22 protein-coding genes and 1 tRNA gene are annotated in these 24,162 nt (G+C 72.1%); 18 read left to right on the top strand and 5 right to left on the bottom strand.

What is annotated here, in order from left to right; all coding sequences use genetic code 11:
• Positions 1-17 precede the first annotated feature (17 nt).
• From ABZ738_RS32035 to ABZ738_RS32005, 7 genes are all read left to right on the top strand, one after another.
• Positions 18-956, top strand: coding sequence for a copper transporter (locus tag ABZ738_RS32035; protein WP_131054655.1), 939 nt, complete (start codon positions 18-20; stop codon positions 954-956).
• Positions 957-1,045: 89 nt separating this feature from the next.
• Positions 1,046-1,912: a hypothetical protein gene (locus tag ABZ738_RS32030; protein WP_131054658.1), complete on the top strand. Its 867-nt coding sequence runs from the start codon at positions 1,046-1,048 to the stop codon at positions 1,910-1,912.
• 1 nt (position 1,913) lies between these two features.
• Positions 1,914-3,566: a lipid II flippase MurJ gene (locus ABZ738_RS32025; RefSeq protein ID WP_176093333.1), complete on the top strand. Its 1,653-nt coding sequence runs from the start codon at positions 1,914-1,916 to the stop codon at positions 3,564-3,566.
• A gap of 164 nt (positions 3,567-3,730) precedes the next feature.
• Positions 3,731-4,891, top strand: a complete 1,161-nt coding sequence (locus tag ABZ738_RS32020; RefSeq protein WP_357219567.1) for a glycosyltransferase family 4 protein — start codon at positions 3,731-3,733, stop codon at positions 4,889-4,891.
• The gene (locus ABZ738_RS32015; protein WP_357219564.1) at positions 4,891-7,170 is read left to right on the top strand and encodes a hypothetical protein; all 2,280 of its coding nucleotides are present in this window, start codon (positions 4,891-4,893) and stop codon (positions 7,168-7,170) included. The genes ABZ738_RS32020 and ABZ738_RS32015 overlap by 1 nt, the downstream gene beginning before the upstream one ends.
• A gap of 138 nt (positions 7,171-7,308) precedes the next feature.
• Complete coding sequence (locus tag ABZ738_RS32010) at positions 7,309-9,042, top strand: CTP synthase (RefSeq protein WP_131055551.1); 1,734 nt, start codon at positions 7,309-7,311, stop codon at positions 9,040-9,042.
• Positions 9,039-9,656 (top strand): NUDIX hydrolase, encoded by a 618-nt coding sequence (locus tag ABZ738_RS32005; RefSeq protein ID WP_131055549.1) that lies wholly within the window; start codon positions 9,039-9,041, stop codon positions 9,654-9,656. The genes ABZ738_RS32010 and ABZ738_RS32005 overlap by 4 nt, the downstream gene beginning before the upstream one ends.
• A 60-nt stretch (positions 9,657-9,716) precedes the next feature.
• On the opposite strand, the gene ABZ738_RS32000 is transcribed toward ABZ738_RS32005, so the two are convergent.
• The gene (locus ABZ738_RS32000; RefSeq protein WP_343232782.1) at positions 9,717-10,046 is read right to left on the bottom strand and encodes a TM2 domain-containing protein; all 330 of its coding nucleotides are present in this window, start codon (positions 10,044-10,046) and stop codon (positions 9,717-9,719) included.
• 217 nt (positions 10,047-10,263) lie between these two features.
• Between ABZ738_RS32000 and ald the strand changes: the two genes are divergently transcribed.
• The 9 genes from ald to ABZ738_RS31955 all read left to right on the top strand — a co-directional run bounded on the left by ald (position 10,264) and on the right by ABZ738_RS31955 (position 18,796).
• Positions 10,264-11,379: an alanine dehydrogenase gene (gene ald, locus ABZ738_RS31995; protein WP_131055545.1), complete on the top strand. Its 1,116-nt coding sequence runs from the start codon at positions 10,264-10,266 to the stop codon at positions 11,377-11,379.
• A 10-nt stretch (positions 11,380-11,389) separates the two neighbouring features.
• Complete coding sequence (locus tag ABZ738_RS31990) at positions 11,390-12,379, top strand: tyrosine recombinase (protein WP_176095743.1); 990 nt, start codon at positions 11,390-11,392, stop codon at positions 12,377-12,379.
• A 230-nt stretch (positions 12,380-12,609) separates the two neighbouring features.
• Positions 12,610-13,533 carry an AAA family ATPase gene (locus ABZ738_RS31985; RefSeq protein WP_117230487.1) on the top strand — a complete coding sequence of 308 codons (924 nt, stop codon included), beginning with the start codon at positions 12,610-12,612 and terminating at the stop codon, positions 13,531-13,533.
• 95 nt (positions 13,534-13,628) lie between these two features.
• Positions 13,629-14,579 (top strand): ScpA family protein, encoded by a 951-nt coding sequence (locus ABZ738_RS31980; RefSeq protein WP_357219591.1) that lies wholly within the window; start codon positions 13,629-13,631, stop codon positions 14,577-14,579.
• Positions 14,576-15,490: an SMC-Scp complex subunit ScpB gene (scpB, locus tag ABZ738_RS31975; protein WP_176093336.1), complete on the top strand. Its 915-nt coding sequence runs from the start codon at positions 14,576-14,578 to the stop codon at positions 15,488-15,490. The genes ABZ738_RS31980 and scpB overlap by 4 nt, the downstream gene beginning before the upstream one ends.
• Positions 15,477-16,247, top strand: coding sequence for a pseudouridine synthase (locus tag ABZ738_RS31970; RefSeq protein WP_131056471.1), 771 nt, complete (start codon positions 15,477-15,479; stop codon positions 16,245-16,247). The genes scpB and ABZ738_RS31970 overlap by 14 nt, the downstream gene beginning before the upstream one ends.
• Positions 16,248-16,406: 159 nt before the next feature.
• Positions 16,407-17,087, top strand: coding sequence for a (d)CMP kinase (gene cmk, locus ABZ738_RS31965; RefSeq protein ID WP_176093337.1), 681 nt, complete (start codon positions 16,407-16,409; stop codon positions 17,085-17,087).
• 118 nt (positions 17,088-17,205) lie between these two features.
• On the top strand, positions 17,206-18,588 hold the full coding sequence (der, locus tag ABZ738_RS31960; RefSeq protein ID WP_131052866.1) for a ribosome biogenesis GTPase Der: 1,383 nt from the start codon (positions 17,206-17,208) through the stop codon (positions 18,586-18,588).
• A gap of 134 nt (positions 18,589-18,722) precedes the next feature.
• Positions 18,723-18,796, top strand: a tRNA-Pro gene (locus tag ABZ738_RS31955).
• Positions 18,797-19,036: 240 nt separating this feature from the next.
• Here the strand turns inward: ABZ738_RS31955 and ABZ738_RS31950 are convergent.
• Complete coding sequence (locus tag ABZ738_RS31950) at positions 19,037-19,540, bottom strand: hypothetical protein (RefSeq protein WP_201272353.1); 504 nt, start codon at positions 19,538-19,540, stop codon at positions 19,037-19,039.
• Positions 19,541-19,833: 293 nt separating this feature from the next.
• Between ABZ738_RS31950 and ABZ738_RS31945 the strand changes: the two genes are divergently transcribed.
• Both ABZ738_RS31945 and ABZ738_RS31940 read left to right on the top strand, forming a co-directional pair.
• Entirely contained in the window at positions 19,834-20,181 is a 348-nt protein-coding gene (locus ABZ738_RS31945) for a DUF4212 domain-containing protein (protein ID WP_131052853.1), read from the top strand.
• On the top strand, positions 20,178-21,863 hold the full coding sequence (locus ABZ738_RS31940) for a sodium:solute symporter family protein (protein WP_131052854.1): 1,686 nt from the start codon (positions 20,178-20,180) through the stop codon (positions 21,861-21,863). The genes ABZ738_RS31945 and ABZ738_RS31940 overlap by 4 nt, the downstream gene beginning before the upstream one ends.
• 122 nt (positions 21,864-21,985) lie before the next feature.
• On the opposite strand, the gene ABZ738_RS31935 is transcribed toward ABZ738_RS31940, so the two are convergent.
• From ABZ738_RS31935 to ABZ738_RS31925, 3 genes are read right to left on the bottom strand one after another with little or no spacing between them, the layout of a single operon-like run.
• On the bottom strand, positions 21,986-22,750 hold the full coding sequence (locus ABZ738_RS31935) for an ABC transporter permease (protein ID WP_131052855.1): 765 nt from the start codon (positions 22,748-22,750) through the stop codon (positions 21,986-21,988).
• The gene (locus ABZ738_RS31930; RefSeq protein WP_131052856.1) at positions 22,747-23,472 is read right to left on the bottom strand and encodes an ABC transporter ATP-binding protein; all 726 of its coding nucleotides are present in this window, start codon (positions 23,470-23,472) and stop codon (positions 22,747-22,749) included. Before ABZ738_RS31930 ends, ABZ738_RS31935 begins: the two co-directional genes overlap by 4 nt.
• Positions 23,465-24,040 carry a TetR family transcriptional regulator gene (locus ABZ738_RS31925; RefSeq protein WP_357219552.1) on the bottom strand — a complete coding sequence of 192 codons (576 nt, stop codon included), beginning with the start codon at positions 24,038-24,040 and terminating at the stop codon, positions 23,465-23,467. The genes ABZ738_RS31930 and ABZ738_RS31925 overlap by 8 nt, the downstream gene beginning before the upstream one ends.
• Between the last annotated feature and the right edge of the window lie 122 nt (positions 24,041-24,162).

Genomic DNA, 24,162 nt, shown 5'->3' with positions numbered 1-24,162 from the left:
ATCAAGAGGCTGCAAGCGTGATCAACTTCCGGTACCACGTGGTGTCCCTGACCGCGGTCTTCCTCGCGTTGGCGATCGGCCTGGTCGTCGGTACAGCCGCCCTCAACGGCCCGGTCGCGGACTCGCTCAAGGAGACCGTCAACTCGCTGCGCAAGGACAACCAGCAGATGCGCCAGACGGTCCAGAACATGCAGCGCGAGCTGGAGCTGGAGGAGGAGTTCGCGGCCGAGATGGCCCAGGTGATCCTGCCGGGCAAGCTGACCGGCAAGCGGGTGCTGGTGCTCAGCCTGCCCACCGGCCGGGACCACACCGAGGGCGTGGTCAAGATGCTGGAGCTGGCGGGTGCCGTGATCACCGGGCGGGTCGACCTGCAGGACAAGTTCATCAACCCGGAGAACAACAACAACCTGCTGGAACTGGCGGTCACCGCGGCCCGGCCCACCAGCGCGCCGACCAGCGGACTGCCCGGCAACGGGCACGGCGTGGAGACCTCCAGCGCGCTGCTGGCCACCGTGCTGCTGGATCAGCCCGCCGGGGCCGAGCCGGTCACCGAGGCCGACCGGCGGGCGGTGGTGACCGCGTACGGCAACGCGAACTACCTGACCACCGCGGACCGGATCACCGACGCCGCCGAGGCGGTCGTGGTGATCAGCGGCCAGCCGTACGTGGACAAGGACTCCGCCAAGAAGGACGAGTCGGTGGTGAAGATCGCCGAGCAGTTCGACCGCACCGGCGGCATCGTGGTCGCCGGCAACGGCTCCACCGGCGGCAACCTGGTCTCCTTCGTCCGGGGCGACGCGGTGCTGGCGCAGACCATCTCCACCGTCGACAACGCCAACACCGTCCAGGGGCAGCTCGTCACCTCGCTGGCCGTCGTGCAACAGCTCAACGAGCGCAAGGCCGGCCAGTACGGCGTGGGTGACAACGTCGAGCTGGTGCCTAGACTGCCCCAGTGAGTCGACGGGACACCCCGGGTGTCCGGTTCGACGATGTCGCCCGCCGACCGGCGGCGCAGACGGCGTGAGCGAGCGAGGTGAGCTGGGGCGTGGGCGTACTCGGTCGACTGCTGGCGGCGGGGGTCGGTGCGGCTGCCGCCCGGTACGCGCTCCGTGAGATCCGTACCTCCCCGGCCGGTCCGACACTGGCGCGAACGAACTTCCGTGGCCGTACGGTGACGCTGGCGGCCGGGCCGGCGCTGGCGGTGAGCGCCTCCGGGGCGGCGGCCGGTGGTGCGCCCAGCGTGCCGGGAGGAGCGGCGGTCCTGGTGGCGGGGCTCGGCGCCGGTGCCGTCGGGCTCTACGACGACGTGGTCGGCGCCCGGCCGGAGCAGAAGGCGGACAAGGGCTTCGCGGGACACCTCGCCGCGCTGCGGCAGGGGCGGGTCAGCACGGGCCTGGTCAAGATCGTCGGAGTGGGCGCGGCCGGTCTGGGTGCCGCCGCGCTGCTCGCCGCCGACCCCCGGGTGGCCGGGCACCGTGGTCGGCGACGCCAGGGCGGGCTGGGCCGGACCGTGGACGTGCTGCTCGGCGCCGGTGTGGTGGCCGGCACCGCCAACCTGCTCAACCTGCTCGACCTGCGACCCGGGCGGGCGCTGAAGTCGGGCCTGCTGCTCGGCGCGCCGCTGCTCGGTGGCGCGACCGGTGGGATCGCCGCCGGTGCGGTGGGCGCCGCCGCCGGGCTGCTTCCCGCCGACCTCGACGAGGACGTGATGCTCGGCGACAGCGGCGCGAACGCGCTCGGCGCCGTGCTCGGCGTGGCGCTGGCCGCACGCACCGGCCCGATCGGTCGGGCCGGGATCCTGGCGGTGCTCGCCGGCCTGACGGCGGCCAGCGAGAAGGTCAGCTTCACCGCCGTCATCGCGCGCACCCCGGGCCTGCGTGAACTCGACGCGCTGGGCCGTCGCGACGACTGACGTGACCAGACCGACACCCCTCGCCGGCGCCGGCCGGGTGGCCGGGGCCGCCGCGCTGATCGCCGTGCTCACCGTGGTCAGCCGGCTGGCCGGGTTCGGCCGTACCGCCGTCTTCACCTGGGTGGTGCAGGACAGCGACCTGGGCGCGATGTACGTGATCGCGAACACCGTCCCCAACATCATCTTCGAGATCGTGGCCGGCGGGGCGCTGGCCAGCCTGGTCGTACCGCTGCTCGCCGGTGCGGTCGCGGCCGGCGACCGGCGGGCCGTGGCGGCGACCACGAGCGCGCTGCTGACCTGGACGGTGACGCTGCTGGTGCCGTTGGCGGTGCTGGTGGCCCTGGGCGCCGAGCAGATCGTGTCGGTCTTCCACAGCCGCAGCCCGGAGGAGCTGGCGGCCGGGGCCCGGATGCTGCGGGTCTTCGCGCCGCAGGTGCCGCTCTACGGCATCGGGATCGTGCTGACCGGTGTGCTCCAGGCCCACCGCCGCTTCGCCTGGCCGGTGATCGCGCCGCTGCTGTCCAGCCTGACGGTGATCGTGGCGTACCTCGTCTTCGTGGCCGTGGCCGGTCCGGGGGCGAGCGTGGCGCAGGCGGGCCGGGGCGCGGAACTGATCCTGTCCGGCGGCACCACGCTCGGTGTGGTGGTGCTCTCGCTGTCGCTGCTGATCCCGTTGCGGCGGCTCCGCCTGCGACTGCGCCCCGGATATGGCTTCCCGGCCGACGCGCGGGCGCGGGTGGGTGGTCTGGTCACCGCCGGTGTGGTCACCGTCACCGCCCAGCAGGTGGCCACGCTGGTGATCCTCTATCAGATCTCCGGTGGTCGGACCGAGGCCCCGCAGGTGTTCAACCTGGCCCAGACGTTCTATCTGCTGCCCTGGGCGGTGCTGGCGGTGCCGCTGGCCACGGCCGCGTACCCGGCGTTGGCCGAGACGGCGGCCGGCGGCGACGAGGCCGGCTACCGGGACACCCTGTCCGGCACGGTGCGCGCGGTGCTGCTGTCCAGTTGCCTCGGCGCGGCGGCGCTGGTCGGGGTGGCCGGTCCGATCGGCCGGTTCTTCCCGCTGGACGCCTCCGCCACCGCCACGGCCGTCGCCGGCTTCGCCCCGGGGCTGCTCGGGTACGGGCTGTTCGCGGTCCTCTCCCGCGCCCTGTACGCCCGGGGCGCGACCCGGGAGGCCACGCTCGCCATCAGTGCCGGATGGCTGGCGGTCACGCTCGGTACGCTGCCGATGGCGGCGCTGCTCCCCACGGCCGACCGGGTGCTCGCCGTCGCGCTGGCCAACTCGGCGGGCATGCTGCTGCTCGGCGGGCTGCTGCTGCTGGCGGTCCGGCGCGCGGCCGGTCCGGCGGCGCTGGCCGGTGCCGTGCGGGCCGGTGCCGCCGGGGTGCTGGCGGGTGCGAGCGCGGCCCTCGCGGCGCTGCTGCTGCTCGGTTGGTGGGGCGGGACCCCGACGCGGTCGGCGGCGCTCGTGCAGGGCATGCTGTCCGGAGTCCTGGTCGTCGTCGTCTTCCTCGGCGTGGTCTGGTTGGTCGACCGGCGGGACGTGCGGCCACTGCTGACCGGGTTGCGTCGACGCCTACGCCGGACCCGGAGCGGAGGCGGTCGAGGGGACGGGAAGGCAAGCGCCGAAACGGAGGGTCGATCCGGGTGAGCGCGAGGAGTGAGCTTGCGAGCCCCGCAGTCGCGAACGGAAGGTCGGCTCGGTGAGCGCGAGGAGTGAGCTTGCGAGCCCCGCAGTCGCGAACGGAGGGCGTGACCGGTGAGCGCGAGGAGTGAGCTTGCGAGCCGCGCAGTCGCGAACGGAGGGCGTGACCGGTGAGCGCGAGGGGTGCGGATGCCCGGTGGGGCACGGTGGTGTTGTTGCTGGCCTCCAGCACCGGTGGTGTCGGGCAGCATGTCCGGGCGGTGGCCCGTGGGTTGACGGCGGCCGGTGAGTCGGTGCTGGTCTGCGGGCCGGCGGCGACCCAGGACCAGTTCGACTTCGTGGCGACCGGGGCACGGTTCGCGCCGGTGGAGATCCCGGCCAGCCCGACGCCGGGTGACGTCCGTGCGATCACCACGCTGCGCCGGGTGCTGGCCGGTGAACAGGTGGGTGTGGTGCACGCGCACGGGCTGCGCGCCGGCTTGGTCGCGGTGCTCGCCCGACCGGCCGCCCCGCTGGTGGTCACCTGGCACAACGCGGTGCTCGCCGGTGGGCTGCGGGGCAGCCTGTCCCGGTGGGCCGAGAAGATGGTGGCCCGGGGCGCCCGGGTGACGCTGGGGGCCTCCGCCGACCTGGTGGCCCGGGCCGTCGGGCTCGGGGCCGGGGATGCCCGGCTCGCCCCGGTGGCCGCTCCCGAGCTGCCCGCGCCGCGCCGGGGCCGGGCCGCCGTACGGGCCGAGTTCGGGGTGGCCGCCGACCAGCCGTTGATCCTCTCGGTCGGTCGGCTGCACCCGCAGAAGCGGTACGACGTGCTGGTGGACGCCGCCGCCCGGTGGCGGGAACGGGTGCCGCCGCCGGCCGTGGTGATCGCCGGGAGCGGTCCGGCGTACCTGCCGTTGGCTGCCCGGATCAGTGCCGCGCGGGCGCCGGTGACCCTGCTCGGGCACCGCACCGACGTGGCCGATCTGCTGGCCGGGGCGGACCTGGCGGTGGTGACCAGCGACTGGGAGGCCCGACAACTGTTCGCGCAGGAGGCGCTGCGGGTCGGCGTACCGCTGGTGGCGACCGAGGTGGGTGGCCTGCCGGACCTGGTGGGGGACGCCGCGGTGCTGGTGCCGCCGGGCGACGTCGACGCGGTCGACGCGGCGGTCGGTGACCTGCTCGACGACGCGCCGCGCCGCGCCGAGCTGGGCCGTCAGGGTGTCGCGCGGGCCGCGACCTGGCCCACCGAGGCGCAGACCGTGGCCCAGCTGGTCGCGCTCTACGCCGAGTTGACCTCGGGCCGGGCCGGGCCGACGCCCGGTGCCGACACGCCGTCGACGGGACGCCGGTGATGTTGCGCCGAATCGTACCGATCCTGTTGACCCTGGTCGTGGTGGCGCTCGGCGTCACCGTGCTGGCGGCCCGTCCGGAGAGCCCGCCGCCCCGGCAGAGCGCCGACTACGTGGTGCTGGTCGGGGTGGCCGGGCTGCGGTGGGAGGACGTGGACGCGCAGCGTACGCCGACGTTGTGGCGGATGGCGCAGGAGGGCTCGATCGGTTCGTTGTCGGTGCGGTCGGTGTACCGACCCACCTGCCCGGTGGACGGCTGGCTCACGCTCGGCGCGGGGGGCTTCGCCGCCTGGGCCGGCAGCCCGACCGACGGGCAGTGTCCGCCCGCCGACGTGACGGTGGAGCAGCCCGACGGCATCGGCGCGAACCTGCCGCAGCAGGAGAGCGTCGTGCTGCGCAACCAGGAGCGGCTGCCGTGGGGCACGGTGCCCGGCGCGCTGTCGGAGTCGGTGCGCTGCTCGGTGGCGGTCGGCCCGGGTGCGGCGGTGGCCGCCGCACGGCCGTTCGGTCGGGTCGACCGGTACGCGCCGACGCTGCCGGAGGATCCGGCCGAGCTGCTCGGATCCTGCGTGCTGAGCATCGTCGACGCCGGCACCGTCGAGGGTGAGGACGAGGCGTCGCGGTCGGCGTCGGCGCAAGCGGCCGACGCCCAGCTGGCCCGGGTGCTGGCGGGTCGGCCGCCGCGGTCCCTGGTGATCGTCGCCGGGGTCTCCGACACCGAGCGGCCGTCCCGGCTGCACGTGGCCGTCGCCGACGGCCCCGGCTGGGAGGAGGGCTGGCTGACCTCGCCCAGCACCGGTCGGCAGGGCTACCTGCAACTGATCGACCTCGCGCCGACCGCGCTGGCGGCGCTGGGTCGTCCGATGCCGGACCGGCCGTTCCTCGGCCGGCCCGCCGAGTCGGTCGGTGGGCGTCCGGCCGACCTGGCCGCCGCGATCGCCGAGCCCGCCGACGCGGACCGGGAGGCCGCCGCGCAGCGGCAGGTGGCGGGCGGATTCTTCACGGTGCTGGCCGCCGTGCAGGTGGCGCTGGCCCTGGCGGTGTTGCCGCTGCTGCGCCGCGCCCGCCGGCACGCCGGCCCGTACGGGCCGAAGCCGGTGTCCCGGCGGGTGGTGGCGGTGGTGGAGCTGCTGCTGGTGGCGGCGGCGCTGGCCATCCCGGCGGCCCTGCTCGCCGAGGCCGTGCCGTGGTGGCGCAACGTCCACCCGGCCGCTTCCTTCGCCGGGCTGACCATGGTGCTGCTGGCCGCCGCGACGTTGCTGGTGCGGTTGACGCCGGGATACGGCACCACGTTGGGACCGCTCGGCGCGGTGGCCGGTCTCACCACGTTGGCCGTCGGCCTGGACGTGGTCACCGGGGCCCGTCTCCAGCTCAACGGTGTGATCGGGTACTCCGCGTTGGAGGGCGGCCGGTATGCCGGGCTCGGCACCGTGGGGCTCGGCGTCTTCGTGGCCGGCGCGCTGCTGACCGGCGGCTGGCTCGCCCAGCAGGTGCACCGGACGTGGCGACCGATGGTGATGGTGCTGGTGGGCGGTGCCGCCGTGGTGGTGGTCGGCAGTGCGTACCTGGGTGCCGACTCGATCGGCGCGATCGCGGTGACCGCCGGGGTGAGCGTCGCGGCGGCGATCAGCGCGGGCGGGTGGCTGACGTTGACCCGGTTGGCGTGGGCGACCATGGCCGGACTGGCGGTGATGGTCGGGTTCGCGGTCGTGGACCTCGGCCGCCCACCGGCCGATCGCGGCAGCCTGGGCCGGTTCCTCGCGGCACTGGGCGACGGCACCGGTGGGTTGACCGTGCAACGGTCCAGCGCCTCGAACATCGACACCCTGATGAACAGCCCGTTGACCGTGCTGGCGTTGGCCGGTGCGTTGCTGGTGTGGTTCGCCCTGCTCCAGCCGTGGGGCGGGCTGATGCGGCTGTTCGGCATCTATCCGGCAATCCGGGCGGCGATGGCGGGCACCGGTGTGGCCGTCGGCATCGGTGGGGTGCTGAGCGCGGCGGCGCTGGACGTGGCGGGAGCGGCGGCGGCCGTGGTGGTGCCGATGGCGGCGCTGTCGGCGTTGCGGGTGCTCGACCACTCGGCGGACCGCACCCGGCCCGGCACCGACCGGCCGTCGGACACCATCCGGTCCGACACCCGGGCGGGCGACGCGGCCACCCCGGGTGCCGAGGACACGGCGTGCGCCGGTGCGCCGGTCGAGGACGCCGCCGGGGCCGGTACCGAGGGTGAACGCGGGCGTGGCCGGGCGGTACGGTCGTCGGCCGAGGTCGCGACCGGGTGACCCCGGGAGTGGTACCTCGGGTGCGGCCCGGGAGTGCCTCAGGCGAGGTGTTACCGTGGAATCCCGTGGATCGCGTGATCACTTCGCTGATTGGCTCGGCGGTCTGCACGACCGCGACGGACGACACGGGAGCAGGCCTTGGCCCCTTCAGCACGGACGACCAGGCACATTTTCGTCACCGGGGGAGTCGCCTCCTCGCTGGGTAAGGGGCTCACCGCCTCCAGCCTCGGCAATCTGCTCACCGCGCGGGGACTTCGTGTGGTGATGCAGAAGCTCGACCCGTACCTCAACGTGGACCCCGGCACCATGAACCCGTTCCAGCACGGCGAGGTGTTCGTGACCGAGGACGGCGCCGAGACCGACCTGGACGTCGGTCACTACGAGCGTTTCCTGGACCGGGCGCTGTCCGGCAAGGCGAACGTCACCACCGGCCAGATCTACTCGGAGGTGATCGCCAAGGAACGGCGCGGGGAGTACCTGGGCGACACCGTCCAGGTGATCCCGCACATCACCAACGAGATCAAGTCGCGGATCCTGGCGATGGCCGATCCGGACGACGACGGCCGTACGCCGGACGTGGTGATCACCGAGGTGGGCGGCACGGTCGGCGACATCGAGTCGCTGCCGTTCCTGGAGGCGATCCGGCAGGTCCGTCACGACCTGGGCCGGGACAACTGCTTCTATCTGCACGTCTCGCTGGTGCCGTACCTGGCGCCCTCGGGGGAGCTGAAGACCAAGCCGACCCAGCACTCGGTGGCGCAGCTGCGCAACATCGGTATCCAGCCCGACGCCATCGTCTGCCGCTCGGACCGGGAGATCCCGGACAAGCTCAAGCACAAGCTGTCGCTCTACTGCGACGTCGACGCCGAGGCGGTCATCGCCGCCCCGGACGCGCCCAGCATCTACGACATCCCGAAGGTCCTGCACCGGGAGGGGCTCGACGCGTACGTGGTGCGCCGCCTCGGGCTCTCCTTCCGGGACGTGGACTGGGAGGGCTGGGACGACCTGCTGGAGCGGGTGCACCAGCCCCGGCGCACGGTCACCGTGGCGCTGGTCGGCAAGTACGTCGACCTGCCGGACGCGTACCTGTCGGTCAGCGAGGCGATCCGGGCGGCCGGCTTCGGCAACCGGGCCCGGGTGCAGGTGCGTTGGGTGCCCAGCGACGACTGCGTCACCCCGGCGGGCGCGGCGGCGGCCCTGGCCGGTGTCGACGGCATCGTCATCCCCGGCGGGTTCGGCGTGCGGGGCATCGAGGGCAAGATCGGCACCGCCCGGTACGCGCGGGAGAACGGCATCCCGCTGCTCGGGCTCTGCCTCGGCCTGCAGTGCATGACCATCGAGGTGGCCCGGCACCTGGCCGGGCTGGACGGCGCCAACTCCGTGGAGTTCGACGCCGAGGCTGTGCACCCGGTCATCGCCACCATGGCCGACCAGGAGGACATCGTGGCCGGCAAGGGCGACCTGGGCGGCACCATGCGGCTCGGCGCGTACCCGGCGGCGCTCGCCGAGGGGTCGATCGTCGCCGAGGCGTACGGCAGCACCGAGGCCAGCGAACGGCACCGGCACCGGTACGAGGTGAACAACGCCTACCGCGACCAGCTCGCCAAGGCCGGGCTGCGGATCTCGGGTACCTCGCCGGACGGGCGGCTGGTCGAGTTCGTCGAGCTGGACCGCGAGCTGCACCCGTTCTTCGTGGCCACCCAGGCCCACCCGGAGCTGAAGAGCCGCCCCACCCGACCGCACCCGCTGTTCGCCGCGTTCGTCCAGGCGGCGGTGGCGTACTCGCAGGCCGACCAGCTTCCGGTCGACCTGGACGGTGCCGAGCGGGCCGCGCGCAACGGCACCGCCACGACCGTCCCCTCGGCGTCGTGAGCGACGCCGGCAGGGCGGTCGAGCACCGCTACGAGGTGCTCTCCCGCGAGGTGCAGTACCGCGGTCGGATCTTCGACGTGGTCACCGAGCAGGTGAGCATGCCCGGCGGCGGGACGGCCCCGCGTGACCTGGTCCGGCACGTCGGTGCGGTGGCCGTGGTGGCGCTGGACGACGCCGGCCAGGTGGTGCTGATCCGGCAGTACCGCCAGCCGGTCGGCCGGCGCCTCTGGGAGCTGCCGGCCGGGCTGACCGACGTCACCGGCGAGGACCCGGCGGTGACCGCGGCGCGGGAGCTGGCCGAGGAGGTCGACCTGACCGCCGGTCGGCTCGACGTGCTGGTCGACGTGCACAGCTCACCCGGGTTCACCGACGAGCTGGTCCGGGTCTTCCTGGCCCGGGACCTCGGCGAGGTGCCGGCGGAGCAGCGGCACGACCGGCACGACGAGGAGGCCGACCTGCAGATCGTCCGGATCGACCTGGACGAGGCGGTCGGCATGGTGCTGGCCGGTGAGGTCACCAACGGCCCGTGCGTGGCCGGGCTGCTGGCCGCCGCCCGCGCCCGCGACGCCGGTTGGTCGGTGCTGCGCCGGGCGGACACCCCGCTGCCGGGCTGAGCGGGAGGACGACGACAGGGGCCGCGCGGATCACCGCGCGGCCCCTGTTCGCATGCCGGATCAGTCGCGCAGCGGGCGACCCTGTCCGTCGACGCCACCGTTGACCAGGATCAGGATGCCGTCGATCAGACCCCAGAGGCTGCCGATACCGCAGGTCACCAGCGTGACGACGAGCTGGATGACGCCGGTCTTGGTGTCACCCATGTAGAACCGGCCGACGCCGAAGCCGCCCAGCAGGATCTGCAGGACACCGGCGATGACCTTGCTCTTGTCGGAAACGCCCTGGGGGTACCCGGGCTGATAGGGGGGAATAGTCATGAGGCGACACGATAGTGATCCACACCGACGCTGTCCGCACCGGTAGGCACCACGTGGGACGATGTCGACCAATACTGTCCTGTCGGCTGAGGTGGACCCGGCCGGTGGGCTGCCCGTACACCTGACACATCGTCAGGGTTCGCGGCCACCGGATGGCATGGTGCACGCTCCCGCGACGCGCCGGTACGCCTAAACTGCCGCCCACGGGACCGGTCGACCGTCGCGGCAAAGGGGCCGCCGCGGCACCGCCCAGTCGGGGGAGCCGTCCCCGGAGAGAGGTGTCTGCATCGTGAAGGTCGGCATCCCCCGCGAGGTCAAGAACCACGAGTACCGGGTGGCGATCACGCCCGCGGGCGTCAACGAGTTCACCCGCGGCGGTCACCAGGTCTTCGTCGAGGCCGGTGCCGGGGTCGGCTCCAGCATCACCGACGAGGAGTTCACCGCGGCCGGCGCCAAGATCCTGGACACCGCCGACGAGGTGTGGGACGCCGCCGACATGGTGCTCAAGGTCAAGGAGCCGGTCGCCGAGGAGTACCACCGGATGCGCGAGGGGCAGGTCCTCTTCACCTACCTGCACCTGGCCGCCTCGCGCGACTGCACCCAGGCGCTGCTCGACCGCAGGGTCACTGGCATCGCGTACGAGACGGTCGAGCTGCCGGACCGCTCCCTGCCGCTGCTCGCCCCGATGTCCGAGGTGGCCGGCCGACTCGCCCCGCAGGTCGGCGCCTTCCATCTGATGCGTACCGGAGGCGGCCGGGGCGTGCTGCCCGGTGGCGTCTCGGGCGTGTACGCGGCGAAGACCGTGGTCATCGGTGCCGGGGTCTCCGGCATGAACGCCGCCGCGATCGCGCTGGGCCTGCAGTCCGAGGTGCTGCTGCTGGACAAGAACGTCGGCCGGTTGCGGCAGGCCGACGCCATCTACCGGGGACACCTGCAGACCGTCGCCTCCAACGCGTACGAGATCGAACGGGCCGTGCTCGACGCGGACCTGGTCATCGGCGCGGTGCTGGTGCCCGGCGCCAAGGCACCGAAGCTGATCTCCAACGAGCTGGTGTCCCGGATGAAGCCCGGCAGCGTGCTCGTCGACATCGCCATCGACCAGGGTGGCTGCTTCGAGGACTCGCGGCCGACCACGCACGACGAACCGGTCTACCGGGTGCACGAGTCGATCTTCTACTGCGTGGCGAACATGCCCGGCGCGGTGCCGAACACCAGCACCTACGCGCTCACCAACGTCACCCTGCCGTACGCCCTCGAACTGGCCAACCACGGCTGGCGGGAGGCGTCGCGGCGCGACCCGGCACTGGCCCTGGGCCTGAACACCCACGCCGGCCAGGTCGTCTACGGCCCGGTGGCCGAGGCGCACGGCCTGCCCACCCTCGCGCTCACCGAGGCGCTGGGCTGAGGGGGAAGCGCTGAGCACGGCGACCGACGAACGGGCCGGCCCCGAACCGGCGCCGGCCCTGCGTCGTGCGCTGCGCGGCTACCTCGACCACCTCACCGTCGAACGTGGACTGGCGGTGAACACCCTCACCTCGTACCGCCGCGACCTGGACCGCTACCTCGACTCGCTGGCCGCCGCCGGGGTGGACGACCTCGCCGGGGTCTCGGCCGGCGAGATCGAACGGCACCTGGCCCGACTGCGCACCGGTGACGACGGCCGCCCGCCGCTGGCCGTCTCCTCGGCCGCCCGCGCCGCCAGCGCCGTGCGTGGTCTGCACCGCTTCGCGCTGCGTGAGGGCCTGGTCGGCGCCGACCCGAGCCGTGACGTACGCCCACCCACCCCACCGCGCCGACTGCCCCGCGCGCTGCCCGTCGACGCGGTGGTCCGGCTGCTGGAGACCGCCGGCCCAGTGGACGCGGCGGGGGAGCAGGCGCCGCTGGCGCTGCGCGACCGGGCGCTGCTGGAGTTCCTGTACGGCACCGGCGCCCGCATCTCCGAGGCCATCGGCGCGGCCGTGGACGACGTGGACCTCGACGACGGGGTGGTGCTGCTGCACGGCAAGGGCGGTCGCAGCCGACTGGTGCCGGTCGGCGGGCACGCGCTGCGGGCGCTCGGCGCCTACCTGGTCCGCGCCCGGCCCGGACTGGTCACCGCCGGCCGGGGCACCCCGAGGGTGTTCCTGAACGCCCGGGGCGGCCCGCTGACCCGGCAGGGCGCCTGGACCGTGCTGCGTCGCGCCGCCGCCCGGGCCGGCCTGCCGGTGGAGGGGTCTGAGGCGGTCTCCCCGCACACCCTGCGACACTCGTACGCGACCCACCTGCTCGACGGCGGCGCCGACGTCCGGGTGGTGCAGGAGTTGCTCGGCCACGCCTCGGTCACCACCACGCAGGTCTACACGCTGGTGACCGTGGACCGGCTGCGTGAGGTCTACGCCACCGCGCACCCGCGTGCCCTGCACTGACCCGAGGCGCGGGAAACGCCGCCGGCCTGGCCGGTGGAGGTGGGGCGGGACGGCACCGGTCGGTACCACCGCCCGACACGCCGAGCGGGTAGTGAACGCCCTGCTCGTCGGTGGCGTACAGTCGGGATCGGCGCGGCCTGGCGGCGGGATGACCGGGGTGCGCAGCGGCGCCGCGAAGGACGTCGGGCGGCTCCGACGCCAGATGGTCGTCGGGAGGGGGCAACGAGGACATGGCTGGCAACGGTGACCGTGCCGAGACCTGGACGTCGGAGCTCCGCGAACAGCAGAACGCGCTCGGCTCGGACCTGGGTCCGGCCGACCCGGCCGCCTACACGATGCGCAAGCCCATCCCCGAGCCGATGCCCACGGACCGGCACGGCCCGGCGCGGATCATCGCGATGGCCAACCAGAAGGGTGGCGTCGGCAAGACCACGACCACCATCAACCTCGGCGCCGCGCTCGCCGAGTACGGCCGCAAGGTGCTCCTGGTCGACTTCGACCCGCAGGGCGCCCTCTCGGTCGGGCTGGGCGTCAACCCGCACAACCTCGACCTGTCGGTCTACAACCTGCTGATGCAGGACGACGTCACCGCCGAGGACGTCCTGATCAAGACCGACGTGGCCGGGCTGCACCTGCTGCCGGCCAACATCGACCTCTCCGCCGCCGAGATACAGCTGGTCAACGAGGTCGCCCGCGAGATGGCTCTGGCCCGCGTGCTCAGAAGTGTCCGCAAGGAGTACGACTACATCCTGATCGACTGCCAGCCCTCGCTCGGCCTGCTGGCGATCAACGCGTTGACCGTGGCGCACGGCGTCCTCATCCCGCTGGAGTGCGAGTTCTTCAGCCTGCGTGGTGTCGCCCTGCTGCTGGACACCATCGACAAGGTGCGCGAGCGGCTCAACTTCGACCTGGAGTTGGAAGGCATCCTCGCCACCATGTACGACAGCCGCACCACGCACTGCCGGCAGGTGCTCCAGCGGGTGGTGGAGGCGTTCGGCGACAAGGTCTACCAGACGGTGATCACCAAGACGGTGAAGTTCCCCGAGTCGACCGTCGCGGGTGCCCCGATCACCACGCTCGACCCGGCCTCCTCGGGGGCCCGCAACTACCGTCAGTTGGCCCGCGAGGTGATCGCCGCGCAGGCGGAGCGGTAGGCCGGTAACCATCGGTGTCCAGGCCGTGGACTACGGTCGTCGGCGTGAGCGCGCCGCCAGCCGACCCGACCACCGCGCCGGAGCATCCGCTCGCGGTGACGGAATCCGGCGCGCCGGAGGAGACCCCGGTCGTCGTTGCGGACGACGCTGCGGACACCGGCAAGTTCACGGTCCGGCTGGACAACTTCACCGGCCCGTTCGACCTGCTGCTGCAACTGATCGGCAAGCACAAACTCGACGTCACCGAGGTCGCCCTGCACCAGGTGACCGACGAGTTCATCGCGTACATCCGGGCCATGGGCGACGACTGGGACCTGGACGAGGCAAGCGAGTTCCTGCTGATCGCCGCCACCCTGCTCGACCTCAAGGCCGCCCGGCTGCTGCCCTCGGCCGAGGTGGAGAACGAGGAGGACCTGGCGCTGTTGGAGGCGCGGGACCTGCTCTTCGCCCGACTGTTGCAGTACAAGGCGTACAAGGAGGCGGCGGCGCACATCGCGGTGCTGGAGGAGGTCGGCGGACGCCGTTATCCGCGCGCGGTCACCCTGGAGGCCCGCTACGCCGATGCCCTGCCCGACCTGGTGCTCGGCATCGGCCCGCAGCGACTGCTCAAGCTCGCCGTCCGGGCGATGACCCCGAAGCCGGTGCCCGAGGTCTCCATCGCCCACGTGCACATGGTGCGGGTCAGCGTCCGGGAACACGCCGCGATCATCAGTGAACGGCTTCGCCGCGCCGGCACCGCCACCTTCTCGCTGCTCTGCGCCGACTGCGAGGCCACCCTGGAGGTGGTCGCCCGGTTCCTGGCGCTGCTGGAGCTGTACCGGCAGGGTGTGGTGGCCTTCGTGCAGGAGCAGGCGCTGGAGGAGCTGACCGTACGCTGGACCGGTCCCGCCGACGGCAGTCCGGCCCTCACCATCGACGAGTACGCCGGCAACCCGGACGAGGCGGCCCCCGGGTCCGGTGCGCCGACGACCGCGTCCGGAGCGGCGTCGACGGGGTCCGGTGTGTCGACGGACGAGGCGGTAACGACGGAGGAGCGCGCCGGATGAGTAACGAGGAACGCCGGGACTCGCTGGCCGACCAGGCCGCCGCCTGGGTCCCGCCCTGGCAGCGCTCCGCCCCCGAGTCCGTCGCCCCGGACCCGGCCGACCCTGATCCCGTCGAGGCTGAGCCCGTCGAGCCCGATCGCGCGGAGCCCGAACCTGCTGCCCCGGAATCCGCCCAGCTCACCGCACCCGCCGCCGTCGAATCGGCCGAACCTGCGGATCCCGCCCCCGAACTCGGGGCTGCCGGGGATCTCGGTGCGGAGGTGCCCCTGGAGGGGTCGCCGGGTGCCAAGATCGCGGAGGAGGGGGCGGGGCGGAGGCAGCGGGGTGGGCGGACGCGGGTGGTGCCGGAGCCGCCGCCGGTCCTCGACGACGCCGAACTCCGCGGGGCGCTGGAGGCGATCCTGCTGGTGGTGGACGAACCCGTCAGCGAGCTGACGCTGGCCCAGATCCTCGAACAGCCCGCCGAGCGGGTCGGCCCGATCCTGGACGAGATCGCCGCAGGCTACACCGCCGCCGGACACGGGTTCGAGCTGCGCCGGGCGGCCGGCGGGTGGCGGCTCTACACCCGGCCGGAATACGCCACCTACGTGGAACGGTTCGTCCTCGACGGGCAGTCGGTCCGGCTGACCCAGGCCGCGCTGGAGACCCTCGCGGTGGTGGCGTACCGGCAGCCGGTGACCCGGTCGCGGATATCGGCCATCCGGGGCGTCAACTGCGACGGGGTGATCCGTACCCTGGTGACCCGTGGGCTGATCGAGGAGTGCGGCACCGAGTCGGACAGTGGGGCCTATCTGTACCGGACGAGCACGATGTTCCTGGAGAAGCTCGGCCTGAACAGCCTCGACGACCTGCCGCCCCTGGCCCCGTTCCTCCCCGACGACGTAGAAGAGCTTGCCGATGCCGCGCGATGACCGCACCCCCCGCCCCGACGCCCCCGTCTACACCGGCCCGGAACGCCTCCAGAAGGTGCTCGCCGCGGCGGGGGTCGGGTCCCGGCGTGCCTGCGAAGACCTGATCTTCCGTCGGCGGGTGACGGTCGACGGGCGGGTGGCCCAGCTCGGCGACAAGGTCGACCCGACCACATCCGTCATCCACGTCGACGGCGAGCGGCTGGTGGCCGACACCCGACTGGTGTACCTGGCGTTGAACAAGCCCCGTGGCGTGGTCTCCACGATGGCCGACGAGAAGGGGCGCACCGCGCTCGCCGACTTCGTCGGCAACCGGGTCGAGCAGCGTGTCTACCACGTCGGGCGGCTCGACGCGGACAGCGAGGGCCTGCTGCTGCTCACCAACGACGGGACCCTGGCCCACCGGCTGATGCACCCCTCCTACGGGGTGGCCAAGACGTACCTGTGTGAGGTGGCCGGGCCGATCCCGCGCAACCTCGGCAAGCGCCTCGCCGCCGGCATCGAGCTGGAGGACGGCCCGGTCACCGTGGACTCGTTCCGGGTGGTGGGCAGTCTGGGACGTACCGCCCAGGTCGAACTGACCCTGCACGAAGGCCGCAAACACATCGTCCGGCGTCTGCTCGACGAGGTCGGACACCCGGTGAGCCGGCTGGTGCGTACCTCCATCGGGCCGATCCGGCTCGGCGACCTGCGTCCCGGGCGCACGCGGCGGCTGACCAACGCGGAGGTCGCGGCCCTGTTCAAGGCCGTGAGTGACTGACCCCGCGCTGGCGGGTACCGCTGACGGTAGGCTCCTGGCGGCCCGGGGCAGGGCCGGCGGGCCGTGCGCCACGGCGCCGGGCATGATGGAAGCTGTGTGGGCAACCGCTCGCGTCCGCCGATGAGGCGGATCGCGGGGTACGGGCTGAGGAGGACAACGGTGGAGGAAAACGTACCGGCTGGGCGCTGTGTGGTGGCTGTGGACGGGCCGTCCGGTTCGGGTAAGTCCACCGTCTCCCGGCGGCTGGCGGCGAGCCTCACCGCCCGCTACCTCGACACCGGCGCGATGTACCGGGCGATCACCTGGGCGGTGCTGCGCTCCGGCGTCGACCTGACCGACGCCGAGGCGGTCGGCAAGGTCGCCGCCGAGGTCGACCTGCGGATCGGCACCGACCCCACCGGGTACGGCGTGACCGCCGACGGCGTGGGCGTCGAGGCCGAGATCCGGGGTCCCGAGGTGACCGCCGCCGTGTCCGCAGTGGCCTCCGTGCCGGCGGTCCGGGCGCTGCTGGTGGCCCGGCAGCGCGACATGATCGCCAAGGCGGGCCGGATCGTGGTCGAGGGCCGCGACATCGGGTCCGTGGTCGCCCCCGACGCCGACCTCAAGGTCTACCTCACCGCCTCGGCGGCGGCCCGCGCCGCGCGCCGCAGCGCCGAGGACGCCTCCGACGTGGCGGCGACCGCCGCCGACCTGGCCCGGCGAGACAAGATCGACTCGACCCGCAAGGCCGACCCGCTCGCCCAGGCCCCCGACGCCGTGGTGCTGGACACCACCGAGTTGGGCATCGACGAGGTCGTGGCGAAGCTGCGGGCGCTGCTCGCCGAGCGGAACGTGGCGTGACCGGGCGCGACAACCTGCCGGGTCTACCGGCGATCGGACCATCCGGCGCGGTGGCGCGGGCGTTGCCCGCCACCGGCCAACGAAACGAGGCGTGGGCGTGACTGACAACGACGGTTGGGTGGAGCTGCGGGAACCGGACCTCGACATCGAGGAGCCGGCCGGTCCGCAGCCGGTGGTGGCCGTGGTCGGCCGCCCCAACGTCGGCAAGTCCACTCTGGTCAACCGGATCATCGGGCGTCGCCAGGCGGTCGTCGAGGACGTGCCCGGCGTGACCCGGGACCGGGTCCCGTACGACGCGCAGTGGTCCGGTCGGACCTTCACCGTGGTGGACACCGGCGGCTGGGAACCGGACGCGAAGGACCGGGCGGCGGCCATCGCCGCGCAGGCCGAGACCGCCGTGTTCACCGCCGACGTGGTGATCTTCGTGGTCGACGCGACGGTGGGCTCCACCGACGTCGACGAGGCGGCGGTCAAGATGCTGCGCCGCAGCGCCAAGCCGGTCATCCTGGTGGCCAACAAGGCCGACAACACCAACATCGAGCTGGAGGCCACCTCGCTGTGGTCGCTCGGCCTCGGCGAGCCGCACCCGATCTCGGCCCTGCACGGTCGAGGCTCCGGTGACCTGCTCGACAAGATCCTGGAGGCGCTGCCCGAGGCGCCGAAGATCGTGGAGAACCGCCCGCGCGGCCCGCGCCGGGTCGCGCTGGTCGGCCGGCCCAACGTCGGCAAGTCCAGCCTGCTGAACCGCTTCTCCGGCGAGGAACGCGCCGTGGTCGACGCGGTCGCCGGCACCACCGTCGACCCGGTCGACAGCCTGGTCACCATCGGCGGCGACACCTGGCACCTGGTGGACACCGCCGGCCTGCGCAAGCGGGTCGGCAAGGCCAGCGGCACCGAGTACTACGCCAGCCTGCGGACCGCCTCGGCGATCGAGGCGGCCGAGGTGGCGGTGGTGCTGCTCGACTCCAGCGAGCCGATCAGCGAGCAGGACCAGCGCATCCTGACCATGGTCACCGAGGCCGGGCGGGCACTCGTCATCGCCTTCAACAAGTGGGACCTGGTCGACGCCGACCGTCGGTACTACCTGGACAAGGAGATCGACCGGGAACTGCGCCGCATCCCGTGGGCGATCCGGCTGAACCTGTCGGCACAGACCGGACGGGCCGTCGACAAGCTCGCCGCCTCCCTGCACCGGGCCCTGGCGAGCTGGGAGACCCGGATCCCGACCGCGCAGCTCAACGCGTGGCTCACCGCCCTGGTGCAGGCCACCCCGCACCCGGTACGCGGGGGACGGGCCCCCCGCATCCTGTTCGCCACCCAGGCCGGGGTCGCCCCGCCGCGCTTCGTGCTCTTCACCACCGGCCCGCTGGACGCCGGCTACCAGCGCTTCGTGGAACGCAAGCTCCGCGAGGAGTTCGGCTTCGAGGGCAGCCCCATCGAGATCTCGGTACGCCCCCGCAAGAAGCTCGGCCCCGGCGGCCGAGGCAAGGCCCACGGCTGACCCACACCCCACCCTCCTAGGACGCTCTAGGGGTGGTGGGGGTGGTCACGACCGTGGGGAGGGGGCTGTGCGGCGCAGAGGAGAAGCTGCGCTAAGCTGAACCGGCTGTCGCGGGCAGGATGAAGCGAGAGCATCGGGACGTGGCGCAGTTTGGTAGCGCACTTGACTGGGGGTCAAGGGGTCGTCGGTTCGAATCCGGCCGTCCCGACGCAGGTCAGAGGGCTGATCCGGAAATCGGGTCGGCCCTTCCGGCGTTCTGGGGACCACGCCCGTCGAGCGGGCCGCCCGGCAGCGCTCCTTGACCGCTCGTCAAAGCGCTGAGCGTTGGCACGTCACCACTCTTGCCTCCGACCCGTCTGTCGCACCCGTCAGTGCCACGCGCGCAGGTCGTTGATCTGGCCGCCGTCTAACGTGGGCGGTGCGAGCTTCCTCTGCCCTGCGGCGGCGATCAGCGCAGCGCGAGGAGCCGCATTCCGGTACGGATCAGGACGACCGTGCCGCCGGCAGCCATGACCATGCCGATGCCGGGCATCAGCTGGCCCCAGGCGCCGGTGCTGGCGCTGAGACTGATGAGGCGGGCAGCCTGCCAGCCGACGATGAGGGCCACGGTCACCCCGGGGATCAGGCTGTGCGCTATGGCCACCTTGCGGTACGGCAACAGGGCGCCGGCGATGGCGAGGAATCCCACGCTCAGCGTCCACAGACCTGGACCTGCCGCGCCGTTGATCGAACCGAACGGCGTGATGACCCAGGGCAGCACCGAGCCGACGAGCACGAGCAGGCCACCGACGAGCATGCCGAGGCTGCCGGCGTGGAGGATGCGGCGGCGGACCGGAGCGGCGGGGGATGCGGTGTCTGCCATCACCGGATGGTAGGTGCTCAGTGTTCGTTCACCGAGCGGCTGATCGGTGAACGGCCGGAGCGCGTCGGTGGACGGTCCGCCGGGCAGCACGAACAGGAGCAAACCGGACGGCGATCGATGCTCACGCGTACCGTTCGACCGCTCGTCGCCTGTCAGGGACCGCTCACCGCCCCGAGGGCCCACCCCGCAGATCACCTATTGCCCGACGCGCGCGGGTCGCGTTCGCTTTCCCAAACCTGAGGGTGTGATCGACCGCACATCCCGTGGCTGGGATTGCTACCGGGGTGTGGATCGGGCCGCGGCACCACCACCGCGACCTCGCGGTCGGCGTGCCGCAGCCACTCGCTGGAGCCGGTTCCGTACCGACTAGGAGGGCACCACACATGACCGAGGTAACCCCAGACCAGACGGGTGGTGGCGGTGAGCCACCACCGTCGCCACCTCCGGCATCGCCGGACAACGGCTGGCGCAGAGAATATTGGAGCCGGAACCTCCGGCTCATGGTCATCCTGTTGGCCATCTGGTTCATCGTCTCGTTCGGGTTCGGCGTTCTGCTGGTCGAACCGTTGAACGAGATCGTCATCGCCGGCTTCCCGCTCGGCTTCTGGTTCGCCCAACAAGGATCGATCTATGTCTTCGTGGTCCTGATCTTCGTGTACGCGAAGATGATGGACCGTCTCGACCGCCAGTTCGGTGTCGACGAGCAGGAGACCGAGGGGGCGGCGTCGTGAGCCAGATCCAACTCTGGACCCTCATCTTCATCGGCGCCTCGTTCGCCGTGTACCTCTACATCGCCTGGCGCAGCCGGGTGAAGGAGACCGCCGGCTTCTATGTGGCCGGTCAGGGGATCCCCACCATCGCCAACGGTGCCGCTGTCGCGGCCGACTGGATGTCCGCGGCCTCGTTCATCTCGATGGCCGGCCTGATCGCCTTCCTCGGCTCGGACGGTTCCATCTATCTGATGGGCTGGACCGGCGGTTATGTGCTGCTGGCCCTGCTGATTGCGCCCTACCTGCGCAAGTGGGGCAAGTTCACCGTGCCCGAGTTCGTCGGTGACCGCTACTCGGAGCTGGTCCGCACCGTCGCCGCCGTGGCCGCCATCATCATCTCGTTCACCTATGTGGTCGGGCAGATGCGCGGTGGCGGCATCGTGTTCAGCCGATTCCTCGGCCTCGACGTCACCGGTGGTGTCATCGTCGCCGCTGTGATCATCGGCCTGTACGCGGTGCTCGGCGGCATGAAGGGCATCACCTGGACCCAGGTGGCCCAGTACTCGGTGCTGATCGTCGCCTATCTGATCCCTGCGGTGGCGGTGGCCCAGCAGATGACCGGCATCCCGATCCCGCAGGTGTCCTTCGGGCAGATCCTCGACGAGCTCAACGCGATCAGCCTGGAGCTGGGGATGGCCCAGTTCACCGACGCGTTCGCGGCGCGGCCGCAGATCGACGTGTTCCTGGTGACCATGTCGCTGATGATCGGCACCGCCGGCCTGCCGCACGTGATCGTTCGCTTCTACACCACGAAGAGCGTGCGCGGAGCCCGCTACTCGGCGTTCTGGGCACTGCTGTTCATCGCCCTGCTCTACACCACGGCTCCGGCCGTCGGCGCGTTCACCAAGTTGAACCTGTTGCAGGGCGTCAACGGCGTGTCGGCCGACGCGTTGCCCGCCTGGGTGGACAACTGGGCGGCGACCGGCCTGGTCACCGTCGGGGATGGCGTGACGACGATCGGATCGGTCAGCAACAATCCCGCCTCCGGCGCGGACCTGATCGTCAACAACGACATCCTGGTGTTGGCCAGCCCGGAGATCGCCGGCCTGCCGGCCCCGATCGTGGGTCTGGTCGCCGCTGGTGGCCTGGCCGCCGCGATGTCCACCGCTGCCGGACTGCTGCTGGTCATCTCCTCGTCGTTCTCGCACGACCTCTACTTCCGCCGGGTCAAGCGGGACTCGACCGACAAGCAGCGGCTGCTGGCCGGTCGGATCGCGATGGGTCTGGCGGTGCTGATCTCGATCTACGCCGGAATCAACCCGCCTGCCTTCGTGGCCCAGGTGGTGGCGTTCGCGTTCGGCCTGGCGGCGGCGAGCTTCTTCCCGGTCATCGTGCTCGGCATCTTCTGGAAGAGATGCAACTCGGCGGGTGCGGCAGCCGGCATGATCACCGGCATGGTGTTCACCGCCACCTACATGATCTATACGTTGCCGGTGTTCGGCACCGCGGCCAACCCGCACATCCTCGACATCAGCCCGGAGGGCATCGGCACCATCGGTGCCATCGTCAACTTCATCGTGACGATCGTGGTGTCGAAGATGACGGCGCCGCCACGGGACGAGATCGCGGAGATGGTGGAGAACATCCGCTACCCGTCCGAGCGTCGCCCCGTGGCTGCCGGCAACGTCACCGGAACGCCCTGACCCGAATCATCCACATCGGCACCCCACCGGTCGCCGGCCCCACACAGGTGGGGGCCGGCGACCGGTGAGCATCCACGAACGATCGGCGCACTCGACCTCAGCCGCCCGGTCCACGGCCCGGGTCAGCGATCGAGTTGGAGCCGGGCCCAGGCGGTGATGGTCAGTGCGGCGAAGATTGCCGGTACGACCGTGACCAGGGCGAGTTGTGCGGGGCTCACGGCGTCGGGTCGTAGCGCCCACAGGGCGGGTGCGGCGATGGGGAACCATGCTCCGGTACCGGCGATGGCGGTGACCTGTGCGGTGACGATCAGCCCGATGGTGGTGGCGATGCCGGGCAGCAGTCCTCGTCCGAGTGTCGCCGCCCACGCGGCCGGGGTGGCGACGAGGGCCGACGAGACGGTGAGCACGAGTTGTCGCCCGAGAGCCGCGCTGACGTCGGTGTTCCAGGCGCCCAGGCCGAGAAGCGTCCCGGTCAGCGCGATCGCGGCGGTCAACGCGATGGCCACCAGTGCCGTCCAGAACAGGTGCGACAGCAGCTTGGCCGCGACGAGGACCGGTCGGGAGACGGGCTGGGCGAACAGGCCGGTGACGGTGGCGTCGCTGAATTCGCGGCCGACGAGCCAGCTCAGGGCGACGCCGAAGGCGAGCAGACCGCCGGCGGCGGTGATCTGCGCGGCGACGCCGGTCAGCAGGGCCCATCCGGTGGCGTCGGCCAGTGGACCGAGCTGCGCGATGACCTGGTCGTTTCCGCTGCGGGCCGCGTGGATGAGCGCGCTGGTCAGGATGGTGATGCCGGCGACGAGCAGGACGGTGGTGGTGCGGATGACCCTTGAGGCCGCCAGTTTGTGGAGTTCGACGTCGAGTGCGGCGGTGAGGGCGGGAGTCATCGCGGGTGGTCCTGTTCGTGCTGGTAGACGAGGGCGAAGAAGGTGCGTTCCAGGTCGGCGGTGTCGGGTTCGAGGGTGCCGATGAGCCGCCCGCGGTTGACGACGGAGATGCGGTTCGCGATGCGGGCCACCTCGTCGAGGTGGTGGCTGGAGACCAGGATCCCGGCACCGGCTTCGGCCCGTCGGGACAGGACGGTGCGCAGCCGGATCACGCCGGCCGGGTCGAGGGCGTTGGTGGGTTCGTCGAGGACGATCAGGTGAGGGTGGTGCTGTGTCGCGGCGGCGAGACCGAGGCGCTGCCGGTTGCCCTGCGACAGCCGTCGGGTGGTGATGGTGGCGTACCGGGTCAGGTCGAGTTCGGTCATGGCGTGTTCGGCCAGGCCGGCGGCTTCTGCGGCGGGTCGGCGGCGGAGGCGTGCGGCGAGCCGCAGGTTGGTCCGGACGTCGAGTTCGGGGTAGGCGAAGGGGTGTTCGACGAGATGGCCGACCCGGGCCCAGTCGTCGGCGGTGAGCTGGGTCAGGTGACGGCCGTTGATCTGGCAGGTGCCGGTGGTGGGGTGCAGCATGCCGAGGATCAGACGCATGAGGGTCGTCTTGCCGGCGCCGTTGAGACCGACGAGGGCGTGGATCTCGCCGGGGTGCACGGTGAGGTCGATGCCGAACACGCCCGCGCCGTCGCCGAAGTCGTGGGCCAGGGCGGTGGTCGTGAGTCGTTCAGTCATGGCGGGTGCCCTCGACGGTGTCCAGGGCGACGCTGATGGCGTCGGTGAGGCTGGTGGGCGGCGTAGCCGTCGCCCATTCAAGGAGTGCGCAGGTCAGTGCCGCGAGAGCGACGGCGGCGGCGACCCGGGCGGGTAACGTCGGGACGCCGTCGGTGATGAGTCGGTCGGCGATGGCCGTCTCGGTGGCCGCAGTGGTGCGGGTCATGCCGGCGCGCAGGGTCGGGGAGTGGGCCACGATCCGGACGCGGCGTCGTGTGGTCTCGTCCTCCAGGTCGTCCAGGCGCGTCAGCGCTGCGCGCAGACCGCGCGTGACCCGGTGCAGCGGTGGCAGTGTGTCCGGTTGCCCGGCCACTGCCTCGGCGATCAGGGGGTCGTACGGGTCGTCGAGGACGACCATCTCCTTGCTGGTGAAGTAGCGGAAGAACGTCATCTCCGAGACCCGGGCGCGGGCGGCGATCTGGGCGACGGTGGTGCCCTCGAATCCCTGTAGTTCGAACAGGTCCAGGGCGTGGCTGACCAGGCGGTGACGGGTGTCGGCCCGTTTGCCGTGCAGGGGTGGTTGCCTCACCCGTCGAATGTTAGTCACTAACATTCCGCGAGTCCAGGCATCCGAACCGCAACGGCGGGTGGAGTGATCATGGCGGCGCGGGGAAGCCGGGGTAGGCGTGTCTGTCGGCGATCGGCCCCGAC

The organism is Micromonospora sp. NPDC047793 (assembly GCF_040642635.1).
GTDB lineage: Bacteria > Actinomycetota > Actinomycetes > Mycobacteriales > Micromonosporaceae > Micromonospora.
The sequence above is the reverse complement of the archived record's forward strand: the minus strand, read 5'-3'. Positions and strand labels throughout refer to the sequence as shown.